12 protein-coding genes are annotated in these 12,017 nt (G+C 37.8%); 4 read left to right on the top strand and 8 right to left on the bottom strand.

The features are described from left to right. Nucleotides 1–50: 50 nt before the first annotated feature. From B7E04_RS02415 to B7E04_RS02445, 7 genes are all read right to left on the bottom strand, one after another. Complete coding sequence (locus tag B7E04_RS02415) at nucleotides 51–887, bottom strand: hypothetical protein (RefSeq protein ID WP_080777217.1); 837 nt, start codon at nucleotides 885–887, stop codon at nucleotides 51–53. A 172-nt stretch (nucleotides 888–1,059) separates the two neighbouring features. Continuing rightward, nucleotides 1,060–2,709 carry a DNA repair protein RecN gene (locus tag B7E04_RS02420; RefSeq protein WP_080777218.1) on the bottom strand — a complete coding sequence of 550 codons (1,650 nt, stop codon included), beginning with the start codon at nucleotides 2,707–2,709 and terminating at the stop codon, nucleotides 1,060–1,062. A gap of 78 nt (nucleotides 2,710–2,787) precedes the next feature. Beyond that, nucleotides 2,788–3,690: a type IX secretion system protein PorD gene (gene porD / locus B7E04_RS02425; protein WP_080777219.1), complete on the bottom strand. Its 903-nt coding sequence runs from the start codon at nucleotides 3,688–3,690 to the stop codon at nucleotides 2,788–2,790. Between the two features lie 37 nt (nucleotides 3,691–3,727). Next, the gene (coaBC, locus tag B7E04_RS02430) at nucleotides 3,728–4,933 is read right to left on the bottom strand and encodes a bifunctional phosphopantothenoylcysteine decarboxylase/phosphopantothenate--cysteine ligase CoaBC (RefSeq protein WP_080777220.1); all 1,206 of its coding nucleotides are present in this window, start codon (nucleotides 4,931–4,933) and stop codon (nucleotides 3,728–3,730) included. Nucleotides 4,934–5,054: 121 nt separating this feature from the next. Further along, nucleotides 5,055–5,378, bottom strand: a complete 324-nt coding sequence (locus B7E04_RS02435; RefSeq protein ID WP_027372958.1) for a DNA-directed RNA polymerase subunit omega — start codon at nucleotides 5,376–5,378, stop codon at nucleotides 5,055–5,057. A 41-nt stretch (nucleotides 5,379–5,419) separates the two neighbouring features. Beyond that, nucleotides 5,420–6,415, bottom strand: coding sequence for an outer membrane protein assembly factor BamD (locus tag B7E04_RS02440; protein ID WP_080777221.1), 996 nt, complete (start codon nucleotides 6,413–6,415; stop codon nucleotides 5,420–5,422). A 103-nt stretch (nucleotides 6,416–6,518) separates the two neighbouring features. After that, nucleotides 6,519–7,148 (bottom strand): TetR/AcrR family transcriptional regulator, encoded by a 630-nt coding sequence (locus B7E04_RS02445; RefSeq protein WP_062652001.1) that lies wholly within the window; start codon nucleotides 7,146–7,148, stop codon nucleotides 6,519–6,521. A 99-nt stretch (nucleotides 7,149–7,247) separates the two neighbouring features. On the opposite strand from B7E04_RS02445, the gene B7E04_RS02450 reads away from it, so the two are divergent. The 4 genes from B7E04_RS02450 to B7E04_RS02465 all read left to right on the top strand — a co-directional run bounded on the left by B7E04_RS02450 (nucleotide 7,248) and on the right by B7E04_RS02465 (nucleotide 9,931). Further along, entirely contained in the window at nucleotides 7,248–7,874 is a 627-nt protein-coding gene (locus tag B7E04_RS02450; RefSeq protein ID WP_080777222.1) for a TatD family hydrolase, read from the top strand. Next, nucleotides 7,867–8,592 carry a tRNA threonylcarbamoyladenosine dehydratase gene (locus tag B7E04_RS02455; protein WP_080777223.1) on the top strand — a complete coding sequence of 242 codons (726 nt, stop codon included), beginning with the start codon at nucleotides 7,867–7,869 and terminating at the stop codon, nucleotides 8,590–8,592. The genes B7E04_RS02450 and B7E04_RS02455 overlap by 8 nt, the downstream gene beginning before the upstream one ends. Beyond that, on the top strand, nucleotides 8,592–8,966 hold the full coding sequence (gene rnpA / locus B7E04_RS02460) for a ribonuclease P protein component (protein ID WP_080777224.1): 375 nt from the start codon (nucleotides 8,592–8,594) through the stop codon (nucleotides 8,964–8,966). Before B7E04_RS02455 ends, rnpA begins: the two co-directional genes overlap by 1 nt. Before the next feature lie 356 nt (nucleotides 8,967–9,322). Then, nucleotides 9,323–9,931 carry a DUF4126 domain-containing protein gene (locus B7E04_RS02465; RefSeq protein ID WP_080777225.1) on the top strand — a complete coding sequence of 203 codons (609 nt, stop codon included), beginning with the start codon at nucleotides 9,323–9,325 and terminating at the stop codon, nucleotides 9,929–9,931. A gap of 52 nt (nucleotides 9,932–9,983) precedes the next feature. On the opposite strand, the gene B7E04_RS02470 is transcribed toward B7E04_RS02465, so the two are convergent. Further along, complete coding sequence (locus B7E04_RS02470; RefSeq protein ID WP_080777226.1) at nucleotides 9,984–12,017, bottom strand: prolipoprotein diacylglyceryl transferase; 2,034 nt, start codon at nucleotides 12,015–12,017, stop codon at nucleotides 9,984–9,986.

A 12,017-nucleotide genomic window follows, 5' to 3' on the forward strand; every position in this document is an offset into this window, starting at 1 on the left:
CTCTAACTATATTAATAAAAGTATAAACCCGTAAAAAACTAAGCTTGAAATTACCTATAGATAATTTTATTATATTTTTTTTCTACCAATTTATTGTTCCAATATTTTTCTCTAACAACTATATTTCCTTTTTCATCAAGTATGTTTTTGTAAAGTTTAACATCATAAGGGGTTCCATCTTTTCCTAACAGACATCTCTTCATTAAGTTTCCTTTTTCATCATAATCATATGAAATGCGTACTCCAACAACTTCCTCTTTATTATTAACAACTTCTTCTTTAGTAATAAATCCATTTTTATCAAAATTCCTCTTTACATATTGATTTCCAGTGTCAGTGTTATCATTACTTTGAACAATATAATAATTCAATTTATAATTATATGACCATTTATCCAGTCTATTTCGAACTTTTCCGGATCCAGCATAGTCAGAAGAACTTTTCTCTATTATATTTCCCTTTGAATCATATTTTGATTCATTAGAATGAACAAGTTTATCATTTTTATAAGAGCTGAACTTTAGTATATTCCCATTTTTGTCATATGTGAAATCACTTCTGAATACATTATTATTTTTATTTTTTGTAATTACACTTTTAAAATATTTATTTTTAGGATCAAGAATTAACTCAGTATTGTTATATTCATCCTGTTCACTGTGCCCTATAATTTTATTATTTTTATCAAAAAGAATCGTTCCCGTTTCTTTTAATGTATCTTGAAGTGCACCTTCTAAAGGATAGGTATATTGGATTATATGAATCTTTTCAATTTTACCACAGAATGGTTGTGTAGCATCTAATATTGGAATTTCACGAACCTTAATACTTTTACAAGAAATGCAAACTAACAGTAAAGTAATAAATAAGAGTAGATATATTTTCATTATTTGATTTGTGTTTTTAAAAGAATATGCCAAAATATTAAGATATAATATTAGTTTAATTCCTACAAGTAATTTTTATTGACAATAGGATTATTTCAGCCATGACTTTATAATTTAAAATTACTCCTTCGAATTTCTGTAAAAGTGATATGTCACCATTATACTATAAATTTTACCCTATCAATTCTTTAGCCTGCGCCATCGCAGCTTCTGTGATCTTACTGCCGGAAAGAAGCTGGGCAATTTCGTTGAGTTTTTCCTCTTCGTTCAGAGGAATAATGGTGGATTGTGTTTTGCCGGAGATATCGCGTTTCACGACTTTGTAATTGTTGTTTCCTTTGGCTGCCACCTGTGCGAGGTGTGAGATGACAATAAGCTGCATATCTGAAGACATTTCGCGCATCAGGTTCCCGATTTCCTCCGCTACTTTTCCGGAAACCCCGGTATCAATTTCGTCAAGAATAAGCGTTGGAAGCTCATCGCTCTCTGCAATGATTTTCTTCACAGCAAGCATTACCCGGGATCTTTCACCCCCTGAAATAGCCGTTTGGATAGGTTTTAACGGGAATCCTGAATTGGCCTGGAACAGCAGCTGGATATTTTCTTTCCCGAAAGCATTAAACTCGGGACTGTCCTGAAGTTCAATATCAACCTTTGCTTTTTCAAGACCTAGCTTTTTCAGAAGTCCTTCTGCTTTTTTAATAAAGAGAGGAACGGATTTTTTTCTGTTTTTGGATAAGTTTTCAGCAAGAGATTGGAGGCTTTTCTCTTTTCTGGAAATATTTTCTTCTATATCAGCGATCTGATTTTCAAGTTCTGAAGCGCCTTTCTGTTCACCTGCAAGCTGATCTCTAAGCTCTTTCAGTTCACTAATATCCGAAACATTATGTTTTAAAAACAGACTGTTGATTTTATTATTAAGCTCAACAAGAATGGCAAGACTTACCGGATTGATCTCTATTTTTTCCGCTTCATTTTCAAGCTCGGAAATAATATCTTTCAATTCCACAAAAGAGGTTTCCATTCTTTCATCCAGCTCGGAAAAGCTGTTTGAAACTTCTGATATTTTTGATAATTTACTTTTAGCTTCGTTAAAAAAGGAAAGGATCCCCATTTCCTCCTGATGGAATCTTGACAGGATCTGTGCAAGGTTTTCAGAGATCATCTCTGCATTTTCCTGAACGGAAAGCTGGTTCTGAAGATCTTCGTAGTCTACATCATCCAGTTTCAATTCTTCCAGCTCATTCAGCAGGAAGTCTTTGTAATCACTTTCTTTTCTATTTTCGGAAAGCTGTGTCTGGAGTTTTTTAAGCTGTATTTTTAAGCTCTGGAAGTCTGAAAACTCATTCTGATACTCTTCAATGTTTTTTTTATTTTCAGAAAGTCCGTCAATAATCTTAAACTGATATTCTGCCGTAAAGAGGTTTGAAGTTTCAAACTGTGAGTGAATATCGATCAATTGGGAAGATAATTCTTTCAGCACATCAAGCGTTACGGGAACGTCATTGATGAATGCCCTGGATTTTCCGGAAGGAAGAATTTCCCTTCTGATAATGGTATGATGTTCATAGTCCAGATCATTTTCAACAAAGAATTTTTTGAACCGGTTGTTGAGATCAAATTCAGTTTCTACAATACTTTTTTCTTCTGATTTGGAGATAGACTTTACCTCTGCCCTTTCGCCAAGGATCAGCCTTAAGGCTCCTAAAATAATAGATTTCCCCGCTCCTGTTTCCCCGGTAATTACCTGCAGGCCATTATTCAACGATACTTCAAGGGTATCAATGAGGGCGAAATTTTTAATGTAAATTCTCGAAAGCATGGATAATAGCTGATTACTTTAAGTAATGCAAATATAGAATTTAGAATTAAGTATTCAATAGCCGGAGATCATGAATGTTTATTTCCATTTATCCCATTTGTTCTCGGAATTTTTCGGAGAAAGAATGATCATCAATTGCTTAAGGTCATTCAGGATAATACCCCCGTTATTCCCGGAATTGAAAATATTGAAGATTTCATCGCTTTTATTATCCAGGAACAGGTTGAAATAGTAGGACTGCTGGAATGAGTTTTCATATCTTTTCAGCTGCATCAGTGCATCAAAGATCACTTTTTTACCCGCTGTCTGATCCTGGTTGAACAAATTGTCCAGTCCGGCTCTGTGATAGGTATACATGGTAGAACGCAGCTGGTTCCAGTTCGGATTGATGATTTCATTAATCAGTATGGTGCGGCTTCTCGGCTCGTTGATCATATTCCATCCTTCATAATTCCTGTTCTGGGAGTTCTGGGCAATCTGCTGTGCTTTTGCAAACCATTGGGTACCACCCATGGACTGGAAGCTGTCTGCATCATAGCCTAAGATCACATACACATAAAAGCTTACTACATCAATCAGATTTTTGCCGGAAAACTGTCTTTCATTAAAAACCAGGTTTTCATTTTCAATGTATTCAAAAGCAAATCTCTGGTCCTGAAGGTTAATCAACGGAGACTCATACGTGGTACTGAATACCGGACGCACCGCCTGAATCACAATGCTTCCTTTGAATCTGTTTCCGTCCCTTTCCGCAATAACAACGGCGAAATTGCATTTGATCTTCTCAAAGTTCTGGAGCTTTTTCCCGGTCCAGCTGGTATTGTTAATAAAGTCCCGAAGACTTTTTTCCAGAGCTTTGTATGCCTGCTGGTTACTTCCTCCCAACTGTTGGGAGTTGATCTGCACCGTAGCAAGCAGTTCCTGGGAAAAACTCAGGTTGTATATAAAAAGCAGTAAGAATAGGCTTATGAATTTTTTCATTATCTAATTAAAAATTGAGAACGGAAATTTATTAAAATTATTTTAAAAGTTGAGCCTCAACAAAATCCAGAATATCCGCGGCTACCTCATCTTTGGACTTCAGATTGAATTCTTTCTTTTCGGTTCTGGTGAATATCTTGATTTTATTGGTATCATTTTTAAAGCCGGCTCCTTCGTCACGGAGGGAGTTCAGCACGATCATATCCAGGTTTTTCTTTTCCAGTTTTCCTTTGGCATTTTCCTCTTCATTCTGCGTTTCCAGGGCAAATCCTACCAGAAACTGATGGGTTTTCTTTTCGCCCATGGTTTTAAGGATATCCGGATTTTTAACGAGTTCAATGGTTAAACTATCATCATTCTTTTTAATTTTCTCTTTGGCGACCTCTTTTGGAGCATAATCTGCCACCGCAGCGCTTGCAATGCCAATATCCACGCGGTCATAAAACTCAAACACTTTATTCAGCATTTCTCTTGCAGAAGTTACTTTATGGAGCTGGATATTCTTATCATCCGTAGTCTGGAAACTGGGTCCTGAGATCAGAATCACATTTGCTCCTCTTTTTGACGCCTCTTCCGCCAGGGAAAAGCCCATTTTTCCTGAGGAATGATTCCCGATAAACCTTACAGGATCAATTGCTTCATAAGTAGGTCCAGCCGTGATCAGTACAGTTTTTCCTTCAAGACTTTTTTTAATATTTTCTGATGTAAAGAATTTTTCAACGGTTGAAACAATGGTTTCCGGTTCCGCCATTCTTCCCTGCCCGATAAGGCCACTGGCCAGCTCACCTGTTTCAGCCGGAATGATGATGTGCCCATAATCTTCAGCCAGTTCAATATTCTGTCTGGTAGAAGGGTGCGCATACATATCAAGATCCATAGCAGGAGCAATAAATACGGGACATTTCGCGGACATATACGTGGCAATGACGAGGTTATCACACATTCCGTGCGTCATTTTAGCTAAAGTATTAGCTGTGCAAGGTGCAACGATCATAACGTCTGCCCATAATGCCATTTCCACATGACTGTTCCAGGTTCCATTGTCTCCATAAAAATCTGAATAGACCGGATTTTTTGAAAGGGTAGAAAGGCTCAGCTTCGTTACAAACTGTTCTGCATCGGGAGTCATTATCACCTGAACATCGGCCCCTTTTTTCACAAAATCCCGGATCAGGAAATGGATTTTATAGGCCGCAATTCCTCCGGAAACGGCGATCAGTATCTTTTTGCCGGAAACACTCATTTAGTTTAATTTTTGAAACACTAAATTACTTATTTTTTTGCAGAAAGGCAGTTATAAACAGACAAAGGTCATAAAAGAACTGAATTCCCTTATGACCTTTATATATTAAAAACATAAATGATTATTTTCTGTCTTCTGTCTTTCTGAAATAGATATCTTCATTCAGCCATTCCTCGATAGCAATAGAGGTAGGCTTAGGAAGCTTTTCGTAATGCTTGGAGATCTCAATCTGCTCTCTGTTTTCGAAAACTTCTTCCAATGTAGAATTGTGCACAGCAAATTCATCCAGTTTATTGTGAAGTTCCGTACGGATCTCCGCATTAATCTGCTCTGCTCTCTTTCCCATGATAACAATCGCTTCATAGATTGAACCTACTTTATCTTCAATCTTGTCTTTATCGTAAGTAATAGTATTTACTTCTGCTTTTGTATCTTTTACACTCATTTTGAGAAAATTATTTTATTTTAAGATGGCAAATTTACGAATTATCTTTGAATTTTGAAAGTGGCTGCCGGCGGTGGGGTCTGAAGTGCCGCACTGTCCCTCTGGATCTGCATTGCCTTCTTTTCATTACTGATCTGATCCTTGATCTGCTGATCCGTTTTATTCTTCTCCGCCATTCTATCCGCTTCTTTTTTCTGCCTTGCCGTTAATGCCGCAATTCTTGCTTCGGTCTGTTTTTTTACAACTACGAAGTTCTGCTTTTCTTTTTCCAGTTTTTCTCTCAGCTCTGCTGCTGTTTTGGAATATTCTGTATCCGGAAGCTCTTTTTCTACCAGTTTTGTGTAAGACAGGGCACTTTCGATACGCTCATCTTTAAGATCATAAATAGACTTTGTAGCCAACTCATACCTTGATTTCATGATATAGTCATAGATCTTCGGACGAAGTTTTGTACTTGGAAAATCTTCCAGCACATTTTCCAATGCTACGTTAGCTGCTTTATATTCACCCATTTTGAAATACTGTCTTGCATTCTCGTAGGCTTTAAATTCTAATTTATAAGACAGCTCGTCAATCAGCTGGCTGATGTTTTTAGATCTTTCGGAATTAGGATAATTCGTCAGGAAATCCTGAAGTTCATTGATCGCTGTTTCTGTCGTAGACTGGTCCAGATTATAATCCATAGAACCTTCATAGTAGCATAATGCAGACATATATGCCGCTTCTTCTGCTCTAGGATCTTTAGGGAAATTTACAGCAAAGTTTTTAAACTGGTGTCCTGCCAGCTTGTAGCTTTTGTCATAGTAATTGGCATAAGCCGTATTAAAACCTACATTCGGGAAGTCATCTGTTCCTGCCACGAGGTTAGTAAGCCTGTCATATAGAGCCAATGCATTTTTCCATTTCTTTTTGGCAAAATTTTCATTAGCCGCCTTTAAGATAAAATTCTTGTCAGCACTCTTCATTGCTCTTTCCTGCTGGCTTACGCAAGAGGAAACAACTGCTACTGCAAAAAGACCTAAAATATATTTTTTCATATAAAAAATTCAACAGTTTTCGGATTATACAGCCGATTTACTAATTTGCAAAAATATAACTTTTTTGCCAATAGATTTTTTTTTATGAATATTTAACGTAAAATTAGTCTGCAGCGTATCCCAAAATAGCAAAAACACTCACCAGAAGATTCATTCTTACTTTTTTCTCCGCTTCTTTGGTGTAAGCTTCTTCATTTTTGCTCGGCACATAGAGTTCATAGAAATTTTTATTTCTGATCACAAATAAGGTAGAGCCGAGGATCATGGTAAGAATATCTTCCGGTTTCGGCGTGAAGGTAAACACCCCCGAAGCCACTCCTTTTTTGATAACATCATCCAGTTTCTTTACGAACAGCTGATAGAAATCCAGCAATTCATCTTTAAGATTTTCAGTATGCCGGAGTTCCTGGGTGACAAACCCGTGGAAATAATTGTATTTGAAGAGCTGGGAAACAATGTATTTAATGATCTCTCTAAGCTGCATTTCAGGTTTGCCGTCCTTGATGGTATCTGCAAATTCTGAAAAATTCTCCCTGGTTTTCAATACCCTGTACTGATAAAGATAGGACATCATTTTTTCCTTGGAACCGAAGTAATAGGAAATCATCGCCACATTGATATTGGCTTTGGAACAGATATCTCTTACAGAAGTTCCCTCGTATCCTTTTTTCGCAATAAGTTCTTCGGCAATATCCAATATATGGATCTGTTTTTCTGTAAATTTTTTTCTCATGAAGTGTAGTTTGAGTAAAGTTAAGAAATTTTTAACACATTTATAAACGTTCGTTTAATAATTTTAGATTAATTTTTCAATATAATCGTACCTTTGTTAATGGATTTTTTTGATTTTCACCATCATACGAAGAATATTCTCTACGGTATCTACAATCTAGAGCAGGGCGCGATTCCTCCGGAATCACCTTATTCTATTGGTATTCATCCTAAAGATATCATCGCAGATTCTCTGGAAGGACAGTTTGGCTGGCTGACATCCAATATTTCAGAAAACTGCCTGGCCATAGGAGAATGTGGCCTTGATTCGATGGTTTCCATTCCACAAAAAATTCAGGAAGAGGTTTTCTTAAGACAGATCCGTATTTCCAACGAGGTCAGGAGACCTATGATCATTCACTGTGTAAGAAAATTTTACGAAGTGATTTCTTTTAAAAAGAAAGCCGAACAAGCCCTTATTATTCACGGTTTCAATAAAAAGCAGCGCATTGCCGATGACCTGCTGAGTAATAATTTTTATCTGAGTTTTGGAAAAGCGGTTTTGTATCATTTATCTTTGCAGGATGTTGTAAGAAACACCCCTTTAGACAAAATCTTTTTAGAGACTGATAATGAATCTTTTAATATTGAGGAATTGTATTTAAAAGTTTCCGAGTTAAAGGGTATTTCTCTGGAACAACTGAATGAACATATTCTGGAAAATTTAGACACAATAAAGAATGGATAAGTATTGGCTGGAGAGAACGGAACTCCTGATCAAAGAAGATGGATTAGAGAAGCTTAATAAGGCCAAGGTGCTGGTCGTAGGTCTGGGAGGCGTAGGTTCTTTCGCTGCAGAATTTCTGGCCAGAGCCGGGGTAGGAAGTATGACCATCGTTGACGGTGATACGGTAGATATCACGAACATCAACCGCCAGCTTCCCGCACTTCATTCTACAGTAGGAAAACATAAAGTGGAAGTAGTAGCAGAAAGACTTCTTGACATCAACCCTGCACTTCAATTAGTCAAAATCAACGAATTCCTTAATCCGGAAAGGATGGATGAAGTTCTTGATGCGGACCAGTTTGATTATATCCTGGACTGCATTGACAGTGTCACTCCAAAGCTATGTCTCATCAGGGCTGCAAAACGACGAAAAATAAAAATTGTAAGCTCCATGGGAGCTGGTGGAAAGACCGATCCAAGTAAAGTAATGGTAAGGGACATCAGCAAAACACAAAACTGTTTTCTCGCCAGACAGATTAGAAAAAGATTAAAAAAAGAAAAGATCAACAAAGGGTTCAGATGTGTATTCTCCAATGAACTTCAGCAGGAGGAAAGCTTAAAAATGACCGACGGATTGAACTATAAAAGATCTTTTTACGGTACTATCAGCTATATGCCCGCTATTTTCGGATTGTATGCAGCATCTGAAGTCATCAATTATCTAGTGAAAAAAGATTAATGCAGAACTTTAAATACCCGAGAGAGGAAAAACTCAAAAAAAACACTGAAATCGCTTTACTTTTTGAAAAAGGTAAATGGAGAAGCTGTGGAAATCTGAGATTGATTATTCTGAAGGATAAACCTACTCAGCCCGTAGAACATCACAAATTTGGGGTTTCTGTTTCTAAAAGGTATTTTAAGAAAGCGGTACATCGGAACAGGGTGAAAAGACTGTTAAGGGAATGCTACCGTCTCAACAAGGAGCAGTTTAAAGAAGCATTTGGAAATAAAACACTGGCAATGATGTTTTGGGTTTCTCCTGAACTTCCAGCTAAGTTTCAGGAGGTGGAGGAGCAGTTTATTAAGCTGTGCCAGATGCAGAAGAAGTCTTGAAAATGTAATGGTAAAATGTAACAGTGTAATAGTGTAACAGTTTACCAATGAATCATAAACTTATCTTTTTCTTCCCACAGAGTATACATATATTTTGATAATATTTTTCAGTATAAAATCTTTGATTTTTTCTAAACTTATGTGAACTTCTCCCCCCATTCCAATTTAAACTTCAAATGACTTAAGTGTTTAAAAACTTTTGTCCCTTTTTTGGTTAATTTTTAAACCATAGATGGTACAGATTTTCACATATGATTGTGGAGAGTATCTACTGCAAAAATTCAAAGTGGTAATTTTTTATAAAATCTTGCATAGTTTTTGTAATTTTAGGGAAAACAATAAATCTGAAAATTAAAATGTTAGACCATATTCCCTACTTCTCTTATGTGCTCAGTGCCTTTATCGGTATCGGTTTGGCTGCGGCAACCGGCTTCAGGGTTTTTCTCCCGATGTTTGCGGTAAGTCTGGCTTCTTACTTCCACTGGATCCCGATGAACGAGCATTTTGAATGGCTTTCCGGGTTACCGGCACTTATTACGACCGGAATTGCAACCATTGCTGAAATTTTAACGTATTACATTCCGTTTGTGGATCATCTTCTAGATACTATTTCTGTTCCTTTAGCTACCGTGGCAGGCTCAGTTTTATTTGCCAGCCAGTTTGCAGACCTGGGGACTTTTCCGCAGTGGGCACTAGCCTTAATTGCCGGTGGAGGAACGGCAGCTACCATAAGCTCCGGTTTCGCAGGTATACGGGCGGCTTCTACGGCCACAACGGGAGGTCTGGGAAATTCTGTGGTAGGAACCACTGAAACTGCAGGTGCGGGAGTAATGTCTATATTGGCAATGGCAGCCCCTGTTATTGCAGCTGTTCTTGCTATTATCCTGATTATTCTTGTGATTGTCTACGGACGGAAAGCCTGGCGCAAACTTCGGGGCAAAAAAAATACAACGGACCCTATATAATACAAAAGGCTGGACCTATGCGGTTCAGCCTTTTTATAACTTATTTATTTTGTTAGCCTTTGCTTCTGAAATCTTTTATTTCCTGGATTTTAGATTGAAAATATTCTTTCTTTTCAGGGTTTTTGTTGATCAGGATTTCGAATGCTTTTATAGCTTTTGTATATAATTTCTGTTCAAAATACAGATTAGCCAGCGTTTCCGTCATCAAATGGGAAATATCATCGTTCTTTTCTTTAACCACATATGTGCTTTCTTCTTTCAGCTGGCTTATTCTCGGGTTATTTTCAATGAATGCTTCTATGACTTTTTCCTGAACTTCTGTCTTATCTTTTTCAACAGGCTCTTCTGCAGGCCTTTCTATTTTAAGCCAGCTCTGCCATGTATTGATAAATCCGGGAACGTTACTGTCTGCCGGAGTTTTTTCAGCTTTAACTTCCAGAGCAGGTTCGTTTTCAATATCAGCGTTCTCCTCTTTTTCTACGGATAAACTGGAAATATCTGAGCCGAAGAATGAAACATTCATCACCGGAGCTTCTTCTGTACTTTTAGGTTCTTCAGGTTTTTCTTCTGTCGGTTCCGGAGTCTCGCTTTCTTCAGGAGCATGATCTTCTGAGACTGTTTCAACGGCTTCCTGAGGTTCTTCCTTGACTTCTGCAACTATTTCTTCCTTCTTTTCTTCAACAGGCGAAATTTCGTCCTGCTTTGACACTTCAGTTTTAGCAACTGGAACTTCTTTTTCTTTACTGATTACAGAATCCGGAAGATTGGATTCCAGGCTCATAGGCTTCCATCCGGAAACTTTCTCAACCTCCACCTCTTTTTCTTCTTTTCCCTGAACCTCTGCCGGTTCTTCATTCTGCTCCGTCTGCTCTGTTTCAGCTTCAGGCTGTTTAGCTACCGGTTCAGGCTGTTCCGGCTCAGCTGCGGGAGCTTCTGCTTTTGGCTCCTCTTTTTCTGTAGACCAGAAATGGAAACTTTGGGTCTCTGCAAAACTGATCTCGTGGTCCGTCGTTTCAGGTTCATCAGTTTCAGTTTTTGGAGCTGCCTGAGCTTCTTTCATTTTCTTCTCCACTTCTTCAATCAGGCGTCTCATTTCTTCCTCATGCTTATTCACATTCGGTTTGGAAATTTCAGCAACAACCGCTTCATCATTATTACTTCCCTGGATTTTAACTTCCGGCAGGAATTCATCCATTCCGTGGAAACTGATTTCAGCCTCTGGTTCAGCTACCTCTTCATGAATAGTATCTTCAATGCTGTTAACGGTTACGGATTCTTCATCTTTTTCTTCAGTTACAGATTCCTCAACAACATTTTCCTGTTCTTTTTCTTCTGCAATTTCTTCATCAGGAACAAAAGCTTCTATTTCATGAAAGCTCAGATTGTCTTCCTCTTCTGCTGTTTCAGTCGTGGTTTCGGTTTTATCTTCTTCAATAATCAATTCGGGAGTAAATGCTACATCTGCTTCTGAATTTTCCTCTTGTTCATTTTCAACAGCCTCTGTTTCATCTGCAACTTCTTTATCAAGTTCTTTTGCAGGTTCTGCTTTTTGGGTAACCAATACTCCGGATTCCAGTGTGGATTCAAGATCTATGGTCTCAGAATTAGCTTCGTCAAGGAAGTTTTCTTCGCCTTCAAAAAGAATCCTGTTTCTTTCTCCGTTAATGTAAATATGTTTAATATCCTGAACAGGCGGTATCATATGCGCTGCCTCTTCGTATTGGGTTTTTATTTTTTCCGAAGGCTCCTCCCTTTTTATCGGGAAAACTTTTTCTTTATAAGAATATTTTACGGCTTTTTCAACGGACTTTGAAGATTGTTTTTCTTCGGTAAGCTCCGGCTTGGTCTCCTTCCTGATCTTCCCGTTGATCAGCTGATAGAGCAGCTTTTTATCTGTGGTATAAGCCGCAGTGGTAGAAAGTTCTTTCTGATAGTTTTCTTTATCATAAAGGTGTACCCCAAATAAATGAAGCGCCCTTATGTTCTGGACATAAGGAAAAGTATGAATTTCATCTTTCAAAAGACCAAGATCTTCCGACTGAATATTTTTGGGGTTCTTTAATAATTCTAAAACTCTGGGATTCAT

The organism is Chryseobacterium phocaeense (assembly GCF_900169075.1).
GTDB lineage: Bacteria > Bacteroidota > Bacteroidia > Flavobacteriales > Weeksellaceae > Chryseobacterium > Chryseobacterium phocaeense.

Excerpts from the sequence above, each read along its gene's own strand:
- B7E04_RS02455 (WP_080777223.1), top strand. The coding sequence starts at position 7,867 with ATGGATAAGTATTGGCTGGAGAGAACGGAACTCCTGATCAAAGAAGAT.
- B7E04_RS02440 (WP_080777221.1), bottom strand. The coding sequence starts at position 6,415 with ATGAAAAAATATATTTTAGGTCTTTTTGCAGTAGCAGTTGTTTCCTCT.
- coaBC (WP_080777220.1), bottom strand. The coding sequence starts at position 4,933 with ATGAGTGTTTCCGGCAAAAAGATACTGATCGCCGTTTCCGGAGGAATT.
- B7E04_RS02465 (WP_080777225.1), top strand. The coding sequence starts at position 9,323 with ATGTTAGACCATATTCCCTACTTCTCTTATGTGCTCAGTGCCTTTATC.
- B7E04_RS02415 (WP_080777217.1), bottom strand. The coding sequence starts at position 887 with ATGAAAATATATCTACTCTTATTTATTACTTTACTGTTAGTTTGCATT.
- B7E04_RS02435 (WP_027372958.1), bottom strand. The coding sequence starts at position 5,378 with ATGAGTGTAAAAGATACAAAAGCAGAAGTAAATACTATTACTTACGAT.
- rnpA (WP_080777224.1), top strand. The coding sequence starts at position 8,592 with ATGCAGAACTTTAAATACCCGAGAGAGGAAAAACTCAAAAAAAACACT.
- B7E04_RS02445 (WP_062652001.1), bottom strand. The coding sequence starts at position 7,148 with ATGAGAAAAAAATTTACAGAAAAACAGATCCATATATTGGATATTGCC.
- B7E04_RS02420 (WP_080777218.1), bottom strand. The coding sequence starts at position 2,709 with ATGCTTTCGAGAATTTACATTAAAAATTTCGCCCTCATTGATACCCTT.
- porD (WP_080777219.1), bottom strand. The coding sequence starts at position 3,690 with ATGAAAAAATTCATAAGCCTATTCTTACTGCTTTTTATATACAACCTG.
- B7E04_RS02450 (WP_080777222.1), top strand. The coding sequence starts at position 7,248 with ATGGATTTTTTTGATTTTCACCATCATACGAAGAATATTCTCTACGGT.
- B7E04_RS02470 (WP_080777226.1), bottom strand. The coding sequence starts at position 12,017 with ATGAATCCCAGAGTTTTAGAATTATTAAAGAACCCCAAAAATATTCAG.